The sequence below is a fragment of the Sphingomonas sp. ASV193 genome (assembly GCF_040203355.1).
In the GTDB taxonomy this organism is placed as follows: Bacteria; Pseudomonadota; Alphaproteobacteria; order Sphingomonadales; family Sphingomonadaceae; genus Sphingomicrobium.
The window spans coordinates 26,988-41,436 of record NZ_JBEHBW010000003.1 but is presented as its reverse complement, the minus strand read 5'-3'; the positions used below and the strand labels follow the sequence as shown (position 1 = coordinate 41,436).

Genomic DNA, 14,449 nt, shown 5'->3' with positions numbered 1-14,449 from the left:
AGGACAAAGTTAACCGATGTGTGGTAAACGGCGCTTCCGTAACCAGCCATCGGGGGCCACCCAGCATCATGTCCGACGAAAACAACCTGCGCAGCTTCCTCGACCAGATGAGCAGCTTTTCGGACGACGATGCCGCCGCCACCTCGGGCGCCAGCGCCCCGCCGTCGCCGTCGGCCAAGCTCCCGCCGATCGGCAAGGTGCTCGAAATCGCCGGCTCGGGGAGCAAGGTGATGATGCACCCCGACAAGCTGGCCGAGAACATGGCCGATCCCGACCCGTCGATCGCCCAGTCGGGACAGGTCGGCAGCCAGGTCAAGATGAAGGTCGGCAACAGCTGGCTGATCGCCAACGTCCGCACGCTGAAGGCCGACCTCGACGCGGGCGTGATCGCCAACATCGACTTCCTCGGCGAAGGCACCGAGGATTCGCGCGGTCGCCTGTCCAATTTCCGCCGCGGCGTCACCCGCTACCCGATCCCGGGCAACGACATCGTCCCCGTCTCGACCGAGGACATGCGCGCGATCTTCGCCGCCTCGGACGAGCCGCACGTCGAGATCGGCACCGTCTACCCGACCGACGACATCCGCGGCGCGCTCTACGTCGACCCGATGCTCTCGAAGCATTTCGCGATCCTGGGCAGTACCGGCACCGGCAAGTCGACCTCGGTCGCGCTCGTCCTCCACCGCATCTCGCAGCTGTCGCCCGAAGGGCACATCGTGATGATCGACCCGCACGGCGAATATTCGGCCGCGTTCAAGTCGTGCGGCGAGCTGTTCAACGTCGACAATCTCCAGCTCCCCTACTGGCTGCTCAATTTCGAGGAGCATTGCGAGGTGCTGCTGACCAGCGACGGGGCCGAGCGGCAACGCGACGCCGATATCATCGCCAAGTGCCTGCTCGCCGCGCGCACCAAGGGCAAGGAAGCCGACAAGTACGGCAAGGTCACCGTCGACAGCCCGATCCCCTATCTGCTGTCCGACCTCAACGCGATCATCGTCAACGAAATGGGCAAGCTCGACCGCGCGGGCGAGGCGACCCCCTACCAGCGGCTGAAGTCGAAGCTCGACGAGCTGAAGGCCGACCCGCGCTACACCTTCATGTTCTCGGGCATGCTGGTCAGCGATACGCTCGGCAGCCTGCTCTCGAAACTGTTCCGCCTCCCCGCCAACGGCAAGCCGATCAGCATCGTCGACGTCTCGGGCGTTCCGTCCGAAGTCACCAGCGTCGTCGTCTCGGTGCTCGCGCGGATGGTGTTCGACTATGCGATCTGGTCGCGCACCGAGGCGCAGCGCCCGATCCTCCTCGTTTGCGAGGAAGCCCACCGCTACGTCCCCAAGGACGAGAATGCGCGCGGCCAGGCCGTGCGCAAGATCCTCGAGCGGATCGCCAAGGAAGGCCGTAAGTACGGCGTCTCGCTCGGCCTCATCACTCAGCGTCCGTCCGACCTTGCCGAGGGCGTGCTGTCGCAGTGCGGCACGCTGGTCTCGATGCGCCTCAACAACGACCGCGACCAGGCCTGCGTCCGCGCGGCGATGCCCGAAGGCGCGCGCGGCTTCCTCGACGCCATCCCGGCGCTTCGCAACCGCGAATGCATCGTCTGCGGCGAAGGCGTCGCCATCCCGATCCGCGTTCGCTTCGACGACCTCGAACCCGAAAAGCGCCCGGCGTCGAGCGACCCCAGCTTCGCCGCCCTGTGGCGCGAGACCGGCGACGAGGCGGGGATCATCGACCGCACCATCAAGAGGTGGCGCGGTCACGGCCGCTGAGGCACGGGCCTGACGCGATGCGCCTGCGCGACCGGATCGGCATCGGCCTCGCCGCGGTCGGCGCCGCCGCGATGGCCGCGATCTTCGTCATTGCTGGCCACGGCTCCGCGCTTCCCGCGCACCCGGTCGTCGCCCGGGTCACCGGCCTCTATGCCGAGGGCACCCGCCGACCCTACACGCTGGTCATCGCCCACGCGCCCCACGCCATCGACGGTCGGGGCATGCTCCGGCTCGGCGATCCGGCGACCTGCCGTATCGGCGACGACATCGACGGCACGCTCAAGGGCGTCGCGCTCGAGGTCAACCCGCACAGCTGCCGGCGGCATCGGGCGAAAAGCGCGGCCTAGCGCTTAGGGCAACGCTGCCGGCTCAGACCGGCACTGATGCCGCCACCGCCAGCCGCATGATGCGGACCAGGTCGCCGCGGATCTTGCGGCCCATCAGGTGGGCATCGACGCTGCTGTATCCTTCGCGTCGAAGCTGTCCGCGGATCTGGTCGACGGTGGTCGAATCCTGCGCGAGCTGGAACGCCCGCTCGATGATGCCCGGGGTGTGTACGCTCACCGCGCCCCCTCCTCGCAGCAGACGACCCGGCGCGCCTCGGCGATCTGCGCGGCATAGCGCCGGGCGAGTTCGCCATGCGCGAGCTGCGAGGCTTCGCAGGTGGCGCGCTCGGCCTGGACCAGGCTGACCGCAAGGCGTTGATGAAGATAATTGAGATCCAAGGGACGGCTCCTGACAACAGCAAGAGCGCATTTAGTCTCTCAGTCGCGACCATGCCGGAAAAATCGGTCAACGCGATTTTCCTTCCATAGCAGACATCGCGACCTTCGCCTAATTTGGCTTAATATTTTGATGAGCCCTATCTTTTCTGGAAGAATAGGGGTACATGCCGAATCGCTACCAGTCGCAAATGACGGTTTTCGGCGCTTTGCGGCTGCTATTTCCTTCTTTTATCGCTGCTCTTAGCAACCGCGAACCGGCGTTCGGCTCGCGATCTCGAAGAAGGACATTTCATCATGCCGATCGGCACCGTAAAATTTTTCAATGACGCCAAGGGTTTCGGCTTCATCCAGCCGGATACCGGCGAGGGCGACGCCTTCGTCCACATCTCGGCGGTCGAACGCGCGGGGCTGCGCACGCTGACCCAGAATCAGCGCCTGTCCTACGATCTCGAGGAAGGCCGCAACGGCAAGACCAGTGCCGTCAACCTCAAGGAAGCCGACGCCGCTGCCCCCGCGGCCGACTAAGGCCGTCGGTGAACAGCAAGACCCTCCAATTCTATCTCGATCGCGCCGACGAGGCGCGGCGGCAAGGCGACGCGGCGACGCTCTCTCATGTGAAGGAGCGTTGCCGCCGGTCCCAGGCGGCCTGGACGCAACTCGCCGACCAGGTCGAACGGGCCGAACACGGCCGCGAACAACAGGAAAGACATAAGGCTGCCCAGCAGTCGAAGTAATTATATGACGATCGTATCGACGTTCCGGCGATTGCCGGTCATGCCGCGCCCGCTCGCCCTTCGCGACCGCGCGGTTTCCACCCCCCGTCGGCCGCGCGACCCGCTCGCGTTCGCCGCCGTCCTCCAAATCCTCGGTTAGCGCGGCTAGCCCCGGGCGCTGCCGAGCAACGCCTTCATCCGTGCCCTGAACTTGGCCACCATGCCGGTGTCGGGGGTCGGGGCGCGGGCGACGGCGGCCGTCTCCATGCGCACCCCCATCGGGTTCACCGCCACGCCGCCGCGAGTCACCTCGAAGTGCAGGTGCGGCCCGGTCGAAAGCCCCGTGCTGCCGACATAGCCGATCAGCTGCCCCTGCCGAACCACCTGCCCCGGCGCGACGACCATCCGGCTCATGTGGTTGTAGCTGGTGTCGAGCCCGCCGCCGTGCGCCAGCCGGACCTGCTGGCCATAGCCCCCGGCCCAGCCCGCGCGCACCACCTGCCCGTCGGCGGCGGCGACGATCGGCTGGCCCCAGTGGGCGCCGAAATCGATCCCCTTGTGCATCCGCGTGATGTGCAGGATCGGGTGATAGCGCATCCCGAAGGTCGAGGTGATCGGCGCGTTGACCGGCCAGATCAGCCCGCCCGAAGCGCCCCCAAAACCCCCTCCAAACCCACCGAAGCCCGGCGTCTCCAAACTGTCGGCGTCGGTCCACCCGGCCTTTCCGCCGCTGGCCCATTTCATCAGCTGCACCGACGGCCCCAGCGTCCGCTCGAGCCCGGCGTAAAGCAGCGGCCCCGACTTGCTGACCCCGCTCGACGACCGCTTGTTGGCGATCACCAGGTCGAACTGGTCGTCCGCCGCCGGGTCGCTGCCGACGTCGATCTTGGTCGCCAGCGCCTTGAGATACTCCGCCGCGGTGTCGGCCGGCACCCCCGCGCTGCGCAGCGAGAAATAGAGCGAATTGCCGACCCGCCCGCGCACCCGGCGCGGGGTCGCGTCGACCGGCAGCGCGGTTCGCCGCGCGACAAAGCCGCCGTCCTCGGCGACGATGCCTAGGTCGAGCGCCATCGTCGGGCGCAGCGAGACCCGCTCGACGCGGCGCTTGCCCCCCGCCCCCGCCGGGCCGAGCCGGATCGCCACCGGCACCATGTCGTCGACTCCCGACGGCGCCGCCGCGCGGACCAGCGCGTCGACCCTGACCGCGTCGCCGCTGTCGGCCCCCAGCCGCATCAGCAGCGCGCCGATCCGGTCGCCCGCGCCCAGCATCGCGTTGACCGTCACCCCGTTGGCGACCGGCGCCTCGGCGAGCGGCGCGACCGCCGGCCCCGCCGCCATCGCCCCGCCGCTCCGCCCGCCCAGCCGCGCCGGCGCGACGCCGAGGTCGGACAGGTAGCGCGCCTGCGCCGGGTCGATCCCTTCGCCCAGCCCCGGCAGCGGCTCGGGCGCGGGCGTCACCGCGATCGCGATCGCGACCAGCAGCGCAAGCGTTCCCGCCCCCTGCCACCACCGCTTCGTGAACAGGTCGCGCGACAGGTCGACCGCCAGCCAGTGGCGCCGGTCGAGGTCGGCGCGTCCGAAACCCGCCGCGCGGGGCGCGAAGCTTCGCGGCGAGACGAACACCGCCCCGCCCCCGTCCGCCCGGAAATCGCGCCACTGGTACATGGCCCCCTCTTTCGGCCATCATGGTTAAGAAGGCGTATAGGGTTCGCCTCGTCGCAACCCGCTTGCATGGCCCGGAAAGCGCGCCACATTGTCGGCATGGCCGCCCCCAACGACGGCATCCTGCGGGCCATCCTCGGGCCCACCAACACCGGCAAGACCCACTTGGCGATCGAGCGGATGTGCGCCCATTCGTCGGGAGTGATCGGCTTCCCGCTGCGCCTGCTGGCGCGCGAGGTCTACGACCGCGTCGTCGCGATCAAGGGCGAGAAATCGGTCGCGCTGCTGACCGGCGAGGAGCGGATCGTCCCCCCGCAGGCGCGCTACGTCCTCGCCACCGCCGAATCGATGCCGGTCCGCACCGGCCGCGCGGACCGTCGTCACGAAGGCCCCTTCCCCGACCAGTTCGCCTTTGCCGCGATCGACGAGGCGCAGCTCGGCGCCGACCCCGAACGCGGCCACGTCTTCACCGACCGGCTGCTGCGCGCGCGCGGCCGCGAGGAGACGCTGATCCTCGGTTCGGAAACGTTGAAGCCGCTGATCCGCCAGCTGCTGCCCGAGGCCGAGATCGTCACCCGCCCGCGCTTCTCGACGCTGCGCTACGCGGGCAGCGCCAAGCTGTCGCGCCTGCCCCCGCGCGCCGCGATCGTCGCCTTCTCCGCCGAGCAGGTCTATGCCCTGGCCGAGATGCTGCGCCGGTTCAAGGGCGGCGCGGCGGTGGTGATGGGCGCACTCTCCCCCGCCACCCGCAACGCGCAGGTGGCGATGTTCCAGCGCGGCGAGGTCGACTATCTCGTCGCCACCGACGCGATCGGCATGGGGCTCAACATGGACGTCGCCCATGTCGCCTTCGCCGGGCTCGACAAGTTCGACGGCCGTCGCGACCGCCGCCTCACCATCCCCGAAATGGCGCAGATCGCGGGCCGCGCCGGGCGCCACCAGAAGGACGGCAGCTTCGGCACGCTGTCGCTCGGCGGCGAAGCCGCGCCCGAGTTCAGCGAGGAAGAAATCGCCGCGATCGAGGAGCATCGCTTCCGCCCGCTCGACCATCTCTACTGGCGCAGCAGCGACCTCGACTTCACCAGCGTCGCCGACCTCATCCGCAGCCTCGAGGCGAAGAGCGACGACCCGCTGCTCCGCCCCGCCCCGACCGCGATCGACCTCGCGGTGCTCAAGCTGATCGCCGAGGATCCCGCGATCGCCGCCGCGACCGACAAGCGCGCCCGCCGGCTGTGGGCGGCGTGCGGGCTGCCCGATTTCCGGAAAGTGGGGCCCATGCACCATGCGCGCATGGTCCGCCGCCTCTACAATTACCTGTGTGACGGCGACCATGTCCCGCACGAATGGTTCGCCGCCGAGGTCGCCCGGCTCGACAATGTCGCGGGCGACATCGAGGCGCTCGCCGACCGGCTCGCCGGGGTTCGCAGCTGGGCCTATATCGCCCAGCGCGCCGACTGGCTGGCCGAGCCGACCAAGTGGGCCGAACGCACGCGCGCCGTCGAAGCGCGCCTCTCCGACGCGCTCCACGGCGCGCTCACCCAGCGGTTTGTCGACCGCCGCACCGCCGTCCTCGTCCGCGACATCGGCGCGCGCGGCGCCGACGCGCTTCCGGTCACCGTCGCCGCCGACGGCGAGGTCAGCGTCGGGCCCGAGCCGATCGGCCACCTCGCGGGGTTCGAGTTCCGCGTCGACCCGGCCGCGCGCCACGCCGACAAGCGCCTCCTCCTCGCCGCCGCCGAACGCCGGTTGGGCGACGAGCTCGACCGGCGCGCGAAGGCGCTGCTCGACGCCCCCGACGAGGCCTTCGCGCTGGTCGAGGACGGCCCCGCGCTCGCCATCGCCGCGAGCGACGGCGGCCACCTCCTCGCGCGCCTCGCCCCCGGCCGCTCGCTGCTCGAACCCGCGGTGCGCACCGTCCGCCCGCTCGACCGGCTGAGCGCCCCGCGCCGTGCCGAACTTCGCGCCCGGCTCGAAGGCTGGCTCGATCGCCAGCTCGACCGCCACCTCGCGCCCCTGCGCCGCCTCGCCGCGACCGCTACCGACAAGGCCGCGACCCCCGGCGTGCGCGCGCTCGCGGCGATGCTGGTCGATGCCGGCGGAGTGCTCCCGCGCCGCGCGCTGACCCAGCAGCTTGCCCAGCTCGACAAGGCCGACCGCCACGCGCTCCACCGGCTCAAGGTCCGGCTCGGCGCGCTCGACCTATTCCTCCCCCCCTTGCTCAAGCCCGCCGCCCAGCGCTGGCGCGCCGCGCTCCAGGCGGTCCGCGCGGGCCAGCCGCTGCCGCGCCTCCCCGATCCTTCGGCGGCGACGCTGGACGGCGAGGCCGACCCGCGCGGCGCCGCGCTCGCCTTCCGCCGGATCGGCCCGCGCTGGCTTAGGCTCGACCTCGCCGACCGGCTCGCCGCCCACGCCCATGCCGCGAAACAGGCGGGGCGCACCGACATCGTCGATGCCGCGCTCGCCACCAGCCTCGGGCTCGACGCGGTCGCGATCCGCCAGCTGATGGCCGAGGTCGGCTTCGTCCCTGCTTTTGGCCCGGCCGGCGAGGCGTGGAAATGGCGCGGCACCCGCCACCGCGAGCGCCCGCGCAAGGCCGCCGCGCCCGCCGCCGCCAACGCCTTCGCCGCGCTCGCCGAGCTTCGCCGCCCGTCGCGCCCCAAGCCCTGACCCGTGCGGATCGACCGCTACCTCTTCTTCATCCGCCTGATCAAAAGCCGCACCCAGGCGCACGGCCTCGTCGGCCAGGGCCATGTCCGCATCGACGGCCGCCGCGCGCTGAAGGCGAGCGACGCGGTCCGCGCCGGGAGCATCGTCGCGCTCCCGCTCCACGGCCGGGTGCGGATTATCGAGGTGCTCGCGCTGCCGAGCCGGCGCGGGCCGCCCGCCGAGGCGCGCCTCGCCTACCGGGAGATTGACGAGGCCGCGCCCACGCAATAGCGCTTGGCCCGACCAACAGGAGCTTATCGCCCATGACCTACGTCGTCACCGACGCCTGCATCCGCTGCAAATATATGGACTGCGTCGAGGTGTGCCCGGTCGACTGCTTCTACGAGGGCGAGAACATGCTCGCCATCAACCCCAACGAGTGCATCGACTGCGGCGTGTGCGAGCCCGAGTGCCCGGCCGAGGCGATCCTCCCCGATACCGAGAACGGGCTCGAGAAATGGCTCGAGCTGAATTCGACCTTCTCGGCGCAATGGCCCAACGTCACCCGCAACAATGGCCAGACCCCCGCCGATGCCGACGAGCACAAGGGCGAAGAGGGCAAGTACGACAAATATTTCAGCCCCGAGCCCGGCCAGGGCGACTAATGCCCTCCTTAAACGAGCCCGGCCAGGGCGACTGATTCCGTCCTTAGACCCACCCGGCCAGGGCGACTGATCCCGTTTTGGCCCCGCGCGGGTTAGCGCGACCGATCGGCAACACCCGGCCCCACGGCCACACCGGCCTTACGCAACCGAAACGCTCCCCTGCGCGTAGAAGCGCGAACAGGGGAGTAGCTTTATGCGTAACGGGTGGATCGTCGGCGCCGCGCTCGCGCTGACCGGCTGCATCGACGAACCTCCCGCGCCCCCGCCCCCGCCGCAGGTCGCCGCGGGCACCGCCGACGCCTCGCTCGCCGCCGCCGCCACCCCGGCGACGCTGGCGCGCTGGCAGGGCAGCTTTCGTTCCAACGGCGAGACGCTCACCATCGCCGGCACCCGCACCGCGATGACCGTCAGTCGCGGGGGCCGCACCCAGCCGCTCGCCTTCGTCGGCTACGGCACCTTCTCCGACCCCGCGGGCATCGCCTACCTGTTCATGCCCGCCGACGGCAGCGGGCAGCTCGTCACCATCGCACCGGGCGGCGCGCGCCGCACCTGGGTCCGCTAGCCGGCCCGCCATCAAGGGATATCGTCATGCACCGCCACCTCGTCGCCGCCGCACCCGCCCTCGCCCTTCTCGCCGCCAGCCCCGCGCTCGCCCAGAGCGCCGAGGCGCTGCCCGACCCGAACAAGAGCCACGACACGCTGACCATCGGCGTCGGCGCGGCCTACATTCCCGATTACGAGGGCTCGAACGACTATCGCGTCATCCCCGCCGCCGCGATCCGCGGACAGGTCAGCGGGATCGGCTTCTCGACCAGCGGCACCCGCCTGTCGGCCGACCTGTTCCCGCGACACGGCAAGTTCGATCTCGACGCCGGCCCGATCGTCGGGGTCCGGCTCAACCGCACCGGCAAGGTCCACGACCCGCTGGTCAACCTGCTCCCCCGCCGCAAGGCCGCGTTCGAAGTCGGCGGCTTCACCGGCTTCAGCCTCCACGGCCTCACCAACCCCTACGACTCGCTCAGCTTCAAGGTCGAGGCGACCCGCGCGCTCAACGCCTACAAGGGCTGGACCTGGGGCCCGCGGGCCAGCTTCTCGACCCCGCTGTCGCGCCGCACCTACGTCAGCCTCGACACCGGATTCGACTTCGCCAGCAACCGCTACGCCGACTATTATTACTCGATCACCCCAGCCGAATCGCTCGCCAGCACGCTGCCCGCCTACAATGCCGGCGGCGGCTACAAGGCATGGAAGGTCGGCTTCACCGCCGCCCAGTCGCTGACCGGCAACCTGCTTCACGGCTGGTCGCTGTTCGCCCTGGTCAACCACACCCGCCTCTACGGCGACTTCGCCCGTTCGCCGATCGTCGCCCAGCGCGGCAGCCGCGAGCAGTGGCAGACCGCGATCGGGCTCGGCTACACCTTTTAGGCCGAGCGGCTTTCGAGCAGCCGGATGACCGCCTCGGCGGCCTCCTCGGGGCTCATCGCGCCGGTGTCGATGCGAAGGTCGGGCGCCTCGGGCGGCTCGTAGGGGCTGTCGATCCCGGTGAAATTGGGCAGCTCGCCCGCGCGCGCCTTGGCATAGAGTCCCTTGACGTCGCGCGCCTCGGCCTCGGCCAGCGGCGTATCGACGAAAATCTCGACGAACTCGCCTTCGGGCAGCATCGCGCGGACCATCTCGCGCTCGGCGCGGAACGGCGAGATGAACGCGGTCAGCACGATCAGCCCGGCATCGGCCATCAGCCGCGCGACCTCGCCCACCCGCCGGATATTCTCGACCCTGTCGGCGTCGGTGAAGCCCAGGTCCTTGTTCAGCCCGTGCCGCACATTGTCGCCGTCGAGCAGGAAGCTGTGCCGTCCCTTCGCCGCCAGCCGCTTCTCGACCAAATTGGCGATGGTCGACTTGCCCGCTCCCGACAGGCCGGTGAACCACAGCACCGCGGGCCGCTGCCCCTTCAGCGCCGCGTGGGTCTCGCGCGACACGTCGAGCGGCTGCCGGTGGATGTTGAGCGCCCGCCGAAGCGCGAAGCGGATCATCCCCGCCGCGACGGTCGCCCCGCTGTCGCGGTCGATCAGGATGAACCCGCCCATCGTCTTGCGCACCGGCCCGCCGGCCGCCGCATAAGGCTCGGCGACGATCTCGCGGTCGGTGGTCACCACCACCGGGCCGATCTCGTTCATCTCGAGCGTCCGCGCCGCCAGTTCCTCGAAGGTCGCGATCGCCACCTTGTGCTTGGGCTCGGCGAGCGTCGCCACCGCGTTCTGGGTCGCCAGCTTCAGCGCATATTGCCGCCCGGGCAGCATCGGCTCCTCGGCCAGCCACACCAGCATCGCCTCGTGCTGGTCGGCGACCTCGGGCGCGTCCTTCGCCGACGCCACGACGTCACCGCGCGCGCAATCGACCTCGTCGGCGAGCGTAAGCGTCACCGCCTCCCCCGCCTCGGCGTGGCCGCGCTCGCCATCGGCGCCGATCACCCGCGCGATGCTCGTCGTCCGCCCCGACGGAAGCAGCCGCACCGGATCGCCCGGCGCGACCGAACCCTGCGCGATCGTCCCGGCATAGCCACGGAAGTCGACGTCCGGCCGCTGCACCAGCTGCACCGGGAAGCGCAGCGGCAGCGCCGCGAGCCCGTCCTCGATCCTCACCGCCTCGAGCCAGTCGAGCAGCGTCGGCCCCTCGTACCAGCCCGCCGTCCCGCCCCGCGCCACGACATTGTCGCCGCTTACGCCCGACAGCGGGATCGCGGTCCACCGCTCGATCCCCAGCTTGCCCGCCAGCTCGGCATAGTCGGCCTCGATCGCGCGAAACGCCGCCTCGTCCCAATCGGCGAGGTCCATCTTGGTCACCGCCACCGCGACATGGCGGATGCCCATCAGCGCGCAGACGAAGCTGTGCCGCCGAGTCTGTTCGAGCACGCCCTTGCGCGCATCGACCAGCACCACCGCCGCGTCCGCGGTCGACGCCCCGGTCACCATGTTGCGCGTATATTGCTCGTGCCCCGGGCAATCGGCGGCGATGAAGTGCCGCTTTGCGCTCGCGAAATAGCGATAGGCGACGTCGATCGTGATGCCCTGCTCGCGCTCGGCGCTCAGACCGTCGACCAGCAGCGCATAGTCGGTCGCGCTGCCCCGCGTCCCGTGCCGCGCGCTGTCGCGCTCGAGCGCGGCGAGCTGGTCGTCGGGCACCTGCCCCAGGTCGAACAGCAGCCGCCCGAGCAGCGTCGATTTGCCGTCGTCGACGCTCCCGCAGGTCAGGAATCGCAGCGTCGTGCCGGTCTCGGTGTCGGTGTCGGGGGCGGCGGCCATCAGAAATAGCCCTCGCGCTTCTTCTTCTCCATCGACGCCTCGCCCCCGTCGCGGTCGATGATCCGCCCCTCGCGCTCGCTGTTGCGGCTCGCCAGCGTCTCGGCGGCGACCTCCTCGATGCTCGTCGCGCGGCTCTCGACCGCCGTCGACAACGGGTAGCAGCCGAGCGTCCGGAACCGCACCCAGCGCCGCTCGGGCACCTCGCCGGGTTCGAGCCGCATCCGCTCGTCGTCGACCATGATCCACTGCCCGCCGCGCCTCACTACCAGCCGCTCGGCGGCGCGATAGAGGTCGACCAGTTCGATCCCCTCGCGAAGCACGTAGGCCCACACGTCGGCCTCGGTCCAATTCGACAGCGGGAACACCCGCATCGTCTCCCCCGGCCCGACCCGCGCGTTGTAGAGCGACCACAGCTCGGGCCGCTGCCGCCGCGGGTCCCAGCGATGCCCGGGGGCGCGGAACGAGAAGACCCGTTCCTTGGCCCGGCTCTTCTCCTCGTCGCGCCGCGCCCCGCCGAACGCGGCGTCGTAACCGCCCGCGTCGAGCGCCTGGCGCAGCCCTTGCGTCTTCCACGCGTCGGTGTGGCGCGGTCCGTGGTCGAACGGGTTGATCCCCGCCGCCTCGGCCTCGCGATTGCGATGGACGATCAGGTCGAGGCCGGGATCGGCGGCGATGCGGTCGCGCATCGCGTACATCGCCCTGAACTTCCACGTCGTGTCGACATGCAGCAGCGGGAACGGCAGCCGCGCCGGCGCGAACGCCTTTTTCGCCAGGTGCAGCATCACCGCCGAATCCTTGCCCATCGAATAGAGCATCACCGGGCGCGCGGCCTCGGCCACCGTCTCGCGGATGATGTGGATGCTCTCGGCTTCGAGCGCGTCGAGATGGGCCAGGCTCATTGCTCCTCGCTTCGCCCGGACCCCCCGCGCGGTCAAGGAAAAGGGAAGGTGGGCGCGGGTTCGGAAAACCGCCAAAAGGCCGTTCACGCTGGCGCAAGCCCGAATCATTGAGTAGGGGCGCCGTCACGGCGGCCCGGGGGGCCGCGTCCCTCAGGAGATCATGATGCCCCGTTCGACCCTTCCCGTCCTCGCGCTGCTGGCGTTCGCCGCCCCGGCGATGGCCGGCGGTCAGGCCGCCACCGGCCCCCAGCCGATCACCCGCGCCCAGATCACCGCCAAGCTCGACGCCGATTTCGCGCGTCTCGACACCAACCATGACGGCAAGGTCGACCGCGCCGAAGTGCTCGCGGGGATGAAGAACGACCAGGCCGACCAGATCGCCGAGTTCAACCGTCAGCGCGACGCCGCTTTCGCGCAGGTCGACACCAACAAGGACGGCTTCATCACCAAGCTCGAATGGCAGGCGGTGCGTAAAGTCAGCCCGAAGCCGATCACCGAGGCGCAGGCCGCCGAGGCGCTGGCCGCGTTCGACACCGACAAGAACGGCTTCGTCACCAAGGCCGAATATATCGCCAAGCTCAGCGGCGCCGAAGGCGCGACCACCGAGAAGCTGACCGAGGCGTTCAACCGCGCCGACACCAACAAGGACGGCAAGATCAGCAAGGCCGAGGTCCTCGCCGACCTCAAGGCCGGCCAGGCGCAGCGGGTCGCCGCGATCAATGCCGAGACCGAGGCGATGTTCACCGCGATGGACACCAACAAGGACGGCAAGATCAGCAAGGCCGAGTGGGCCGCCGCGCGCCAGGCCAGCCCCAAGCCGATCACCGACGCCGACGTCACCACGATCATGAACCGGTTCGACGCCAACAAGGACGGCACGATCACCCAGGCCGAGTTCCGCGCGCCGACGCTCGCCAACTTCGACAAGGTCGACACCAACCATGACGGTGTCGCCAGCGTCGCCGAGCAGGAAGCCGCCGCGCGCGCCGACGCGGGCGCGAGCGCCGGCGCCAGCCGCTAAGGCGTTTCCCTAGACCGCCTCGCCGGCCAGTCGTCGCAGCGCGTCGACATGGTCGGCGAAGGCGCGTCGCCCGGCCGGGGTGATCGTCGCCCAGGTCCGCTGTCGCCCTTCGAACGGCGCCTTGCGAAGCTTGACGAAGCCCGCATCGGCCAGCGCCGAAAGATGCTTCGACAGCACCGAATCGGCGACCCCCGCGATCTCGCGCAACCGGGCGAACTCGGCCTCGCTGACGTTCGACAGCACCGCCCCGATCTGCAGCCGCACCGGCTGGTGGAAGGCCGGCGCGAACCCGTCGAGCCCCGCCCCGCCCGGATCCTCGCGGCTCACGCCGTCACGCCCAGCTCGCGCCGGTAGATCCGCTGCCAGCGAACGCTCCCCGCGGTCCCGATCGCCGCGGCGGCGAGCGCCAGCGCCGCCTTGGTCGCGAGCGACAGGCCGCTGTCGCGCGCATGGAGCTCGGCGAAAATCAGCACCAGCATCACCCCCAGCAGCGCGAGCGTCACCGGCAGCGTCGCCCCCTTGCGATAGCCGTTGACGAACACCCCCATCCGGCGCCGGTCGCTCACCGCGATCACCGCGACCCCGCCCATGCACGCCGCGGTCAGCGCCGACTGGACCATCACCGGCTGCCCCGCCGAAAACACCAGCAACCCCATCAGCGCCCCGAACGCCGCGTGCCGCCACGGCGGACAACTCGCCGCCCGCGCCAGCGCCGCATTCGCCGCGTCGACCGACCCCAGTGCCGCGATCGCCTCGTCCTTGTTCATCGTCTCACTCCTTCTCTTTCCGAGTCGGAAAGACAGATAGCCTCGACTTTCCGCATTGGAAAGCGAAAACTTTCCCAGATGGAAACTGAGGCCCGCTGGACGCCCTGCGCCGATACGCCTAGACGAGGGCAATCCCCGGGGAGCCACCCCCGCGCCGATTTTTCGGATGCGGGCAAAGACGTGGCTGAGAGGCAGGAGTCACGCCCTGCGACCCGTCGAACCTGATCCGGCTTGAAAACCGGCGTAGGGAGGGAGCGCAGCTCGCGCCATCCCTCCATCCAAG

17 protein-coding genes and 1 riboswitch are annotated in these 14,449 nt (G+C 70.2%); of the genes, 10 read left to right on the top strand and 7 right to left on the bottom strand.

The features are described 5' to 3' along the window. Window positions 1-68 precede the first annotated feature (68 nt). Both ABDK56_RS06395 and ABDK56_RS06390 read left to right on the top strand, forming a co-directional pair. Window positions 69-1,766 (top strand): ATP-binding protein, encoded by a 1,698-nt coding sequence (locus tag ABDK56_RS06395; RefSeq protein WP_502959272.1) that lies wholly within the window; start codon window positions 69-71, stop codon window positions 1,764-1,766. Between the two features lie 17 nt (window positions 1,767-1,783). Further along, window positions 1,784-2,113: a hypothetical protein gene (locus ABDK56_RS06390; RefSeq protein WP_349807345.1), complete on the top strand. Its 330-nt coding sequence runs from the start codon at window positions 1,784-1,786 to the stop codon at window positions 2,111-2,113. A gap of 22 nt (window positions 2,114-2,135) precedes the next feature. Here the strand turns inward: ABDK56_RS06390 and ABDK56_RS06385 are convergent, their stop codons facing one another. Together ABDK56_RS06385 and ABDK56_RS06380 are read right to left on the bottom strand one after the other, a co-directional pair. Continuing rightward, the gene (locus tag ABDK56_RS06385) at window positions 2,136-2,330 is read right to left on the bottom strand and encodes a hypothetical protein (protein WP_349807344.1); all 195 of its coding nucleotides are present in this window, start codon (window positions 2,328-2,330) and stop codon (window positions 2,136-2,138) included. Next, window positions 2,327-2,491, bottom strand: coding sequence for a hypothetical protein (locus tag ABDK56_RS06380; protein WP_349807343.1), 165 nt, complete (start codon window positions 2,489-2,491; stop codon window positions 2,327-2,329). Before ABDK56_RS06380 ends, ABDK56_RS06385 begins: the two co-directional genes overlap by 4 nt. Window positions 2,492-2,785: 294 nt before the next feature. On the opposite strand from ABDK56_RS06380, the gene ABDK56_RS06375 reads away from it, so the two are divergent. Both ABDK56_RS06375 and ABDK56_RS06370 read left to right on the top strand, forming a co-directional pair. Next, window positions 2,786-3,016: a cold-shock protein gene (locus tag ABDK56_RS06375; RefSeq protein ID WP_349807342.1), complete on the top strand. Its 231-nt coding sequence runs from the start codon at window positions 2,786-2,788 to the stop codon at window positions 3,014-3,016. Between the two features lie 8 nt (window positions 3,017-3,024). Then, entirely contained in the window at window positions 3,025-3,225 is a 201-nt protein-coding gene (locus ABDK56_RS06370; RefSeq protein ID WP_349807341.1) for a hypothetical protein, read from the top strand. Between the two features lie 144 nt (window positions 3,226-3,369). Here the strand turns inward: ABDK56_RS06370 and ABDK56_RS06365 are convergent, their stop codons facing one another. Next, a complete protein-coding gene (locus tag ABDK56_RS06365; RefSeq protein WP_349807340.1) occupies window positions 3,370-4,869 on the bottom strand; it encodes a M23 family metallopeptidase in 1,500 nt (499 codons plus the stop codon). A gap of 66 nt (window positions 4,870-4,935) precedes the next feature. Here ABDK56_RS06365 and ABDK56_RS06360 point away from each other — a divergent pair, with 66 nt between their 5' ends. From ABDK56_RS06360 to ABDK56_RS06340, 5 genes are all read left to right on the top strand, one after another. Continuing rightward, entirely contained in the window at window positions 4,936-7,533 is a 2,598-nt protein-coding gene (locus tag ABDK56_RS06360) for a helicase-related protein (protein ID WP_349807338.1), read from the top strand. 3 nt (window positions 7,534-7,536) lie between these two features. Further along, entirely contained in the window at window positions 7,537-7,803 is a 267-nt protein-coding gene (locus tag ABDK56_RS06355; RefSeq protein ID WP_349807337.1) for an RNA-binding S4 domain-containing protein, read from the top strand. A gap of 32 nt (window positions 7,804-7,835) precedes the next feature. Continuing rightward, window positions 7,836-8,177 (top strand): ferredoxin FdxA, encoded by a 342-nt coding sequence (gene fdxA / locus ABDK56_RS06350; RefSeq protein WP_349807336.1) that lies wholly within the window; start codon window positions 7,836-7,838, stop codon window positions 8,175-8,177. A gap of 193 nt (window positions 8,178-8,370) precedes the next feature. After that, a complete protein-coding gene (locus ABDK56_RS06345; RefSeq protein WP_349807335.1) occupies window positions 8,371-8,739 on the top strand; it encodes a hypothetical protein in 369 nt (122 codons plus the stop codon). Between the two features lie 26 nt (window positions 8,740-8,765). Further along, window positions 8,766-9,602 carry a MipA/OmpV family protein gene (locus ABDK56_RS06340; RefSeq protein WP_349807334.1) on the top strand — a complete coding sequence of 279 codons (837 nt, stop codon included), beginning with the start codon at window positions 8,766-8,768 and terminating at the stop codon, window positions 9,600-9,602. On the opposite strand, the gene cysC is transcribed toward ABDK56_RS06340, so the two are convergent. Next, entirely contained in the window at window positions 9,599-11,479 is a 1,881-nt protein-coding gene (gene cysC / locus ABDK56_RS06335; protein ID WP_349807333.1) for an adenylyl-sulfate kinase, read from the bottom strand. The genes ABDK56_RS06340 and cysC overlap by 4 nt on opposite strands. Continuing rightward, complete coding sequence (gene cysD / locus ABDK56_RS06330) at window positions 11,479-12,486, bottom strand: sulfate adenylyltransferase subunit CysD (protein ID WP_349807332.1); 1,008 nt, start codon at window positions 12,484-12,486, stop codon at window positions 11,479-11,481. The genes cysC and cysD overlap by 1 nt, the downstream gene beginning before the upstream one ends. Window positions 12,487-12,541: 55 nt before the next feature. Between cysD and ABDK56_RS06325 the strand changes: the two genes are divergently transcribed. Then, complete coding sequence (locus ABDK56_RS06325; RefSeq protein WP_349807331.1) at window positions 12,542-13,399, top strand: EF-hand domain-containing protein; 858 nt, start codon at window positions 12,542-12,544, stop codon at window positions 13,397-13,399. 9 nt (window positions 13,400-13,408) lie between these two features. On the opposite strand, the gene ABDK56_RS06320 is transcribed toward ABDK56_RS06325, so the two are convergent. Beyond that, entirely contained in the window at window positions 13,409-13,726 is a 318-nt protein-coding gene (locus ABDK56_RS06320) for a winged helix-turn-helix domain-containing protein (RefSeq protein ID WP_349807330.1), read from the bottom strand. After that, window positions 13,723-14,166, bottom strand: coding sequence for a hypothetical protein (locus tag ABDK56_RS06315; protein WP_349807329.1), 444 nt, complete (start codon window positions 14,164-14,166; stop codon window positions 13,723-13,725). Before ABDK56_RS06315 ends, ABDK56_RS06320 begins: the two co-directional genes overlap by 4 nt. Window positions 14,167-14,292: 126 nt before the next feature. Beyond that, window positions 14,293-14,433: riboswitch (TPP riboswitch) on the top strand. Window positions 14,434-14,449: the final 16 nt, after the last annotated feature.

Bases quoted from the DNA above. Each gene is read 5' to 3' on its own strand.
- ABDK56_RS06395 (WP_502959272.1), top strand. From the start codon at position 69: ATGTCCGACGAAAACAACCTGCGCAGCTTCCTCGACCAGATGAGCAGC.
- ABDK56_RS06390 (WP_349807345.1), top strand. From the start codon at position 1,784: ATGCGCCTGCGCGACCGGATCGGCATCGGCCTCGCCGCGGTCGGCGCC.
- ABDK56_RS06375 (WP_349807342.1), top strand. From the start codon at position 2,786: ATGCCGATCGGCACCGTAAAATTTTTCAATGACGCCAAGGGTTTCGGC.
- ABDK56_RS06365 (WP_349807340.1), bottom strand. From the start codon at position 4,869: ATGTACCAGTGGCGCGATTTCCGGGCGGACGGGGGCGGGGCGGTGTTC.
- ABDK56_RS06360 (WP_349807338.1), top strand. From the start codon at position 4,936: ATGGCCCGGAAAGCGCGCCACATTGTCGGCATGGCCGCCCCCAACGAC.
- fdxA (WP_349807336.1), top strand. From the start codon at position 7,836: ATGACCTACGTCGTCACCGACGCCTGCATCCGCTGCAAATATATGGAC.
- ABDK56_RS06345 (WP_349807335.1), top strand. From the start codon at position 8,371: ATGCGTAACGGGTGGATCGTCGGCGCCGCGCTCGCGCTGACCGGCTGC.
- ABDK56_RS06340 (WP_349807334.1), top strand. From the start codon at position 8,766: ATGCACCGCCACCTCGTCGCCGCCGCACCCGCCCTCGCCCTTCTCGCC.
- cysC (WP_349807333.1), bottom strand. From the start codon at position 11,479: ATGGCCGCCGCCCCCGACACCGACACCGAGACCGGCACGACGCTGCGA.
- cysD (WP_349807332.1), bottom strand. From the start codon at position 12,486: ATGATTCGGGCTTGCGCCAGCGTGAACGGCCTTTTGGCGGTTTTCCGA.
- ABDK56_RS06325 (WP_349807331.1), top strand. From the start codon at position 12,542: ATGCCCCGTTCGACCCTTCCCGTCCTCGCGCTGCTGGCGTTCGCCGCC.
- ABDK56_RS06315 (WP_349807329.1), bottom strand. From the start codon at position 14,166: ATGAACAAGGACGAGGCGATCGCGGCACTGGGGTCGGTCGACGCGGCG.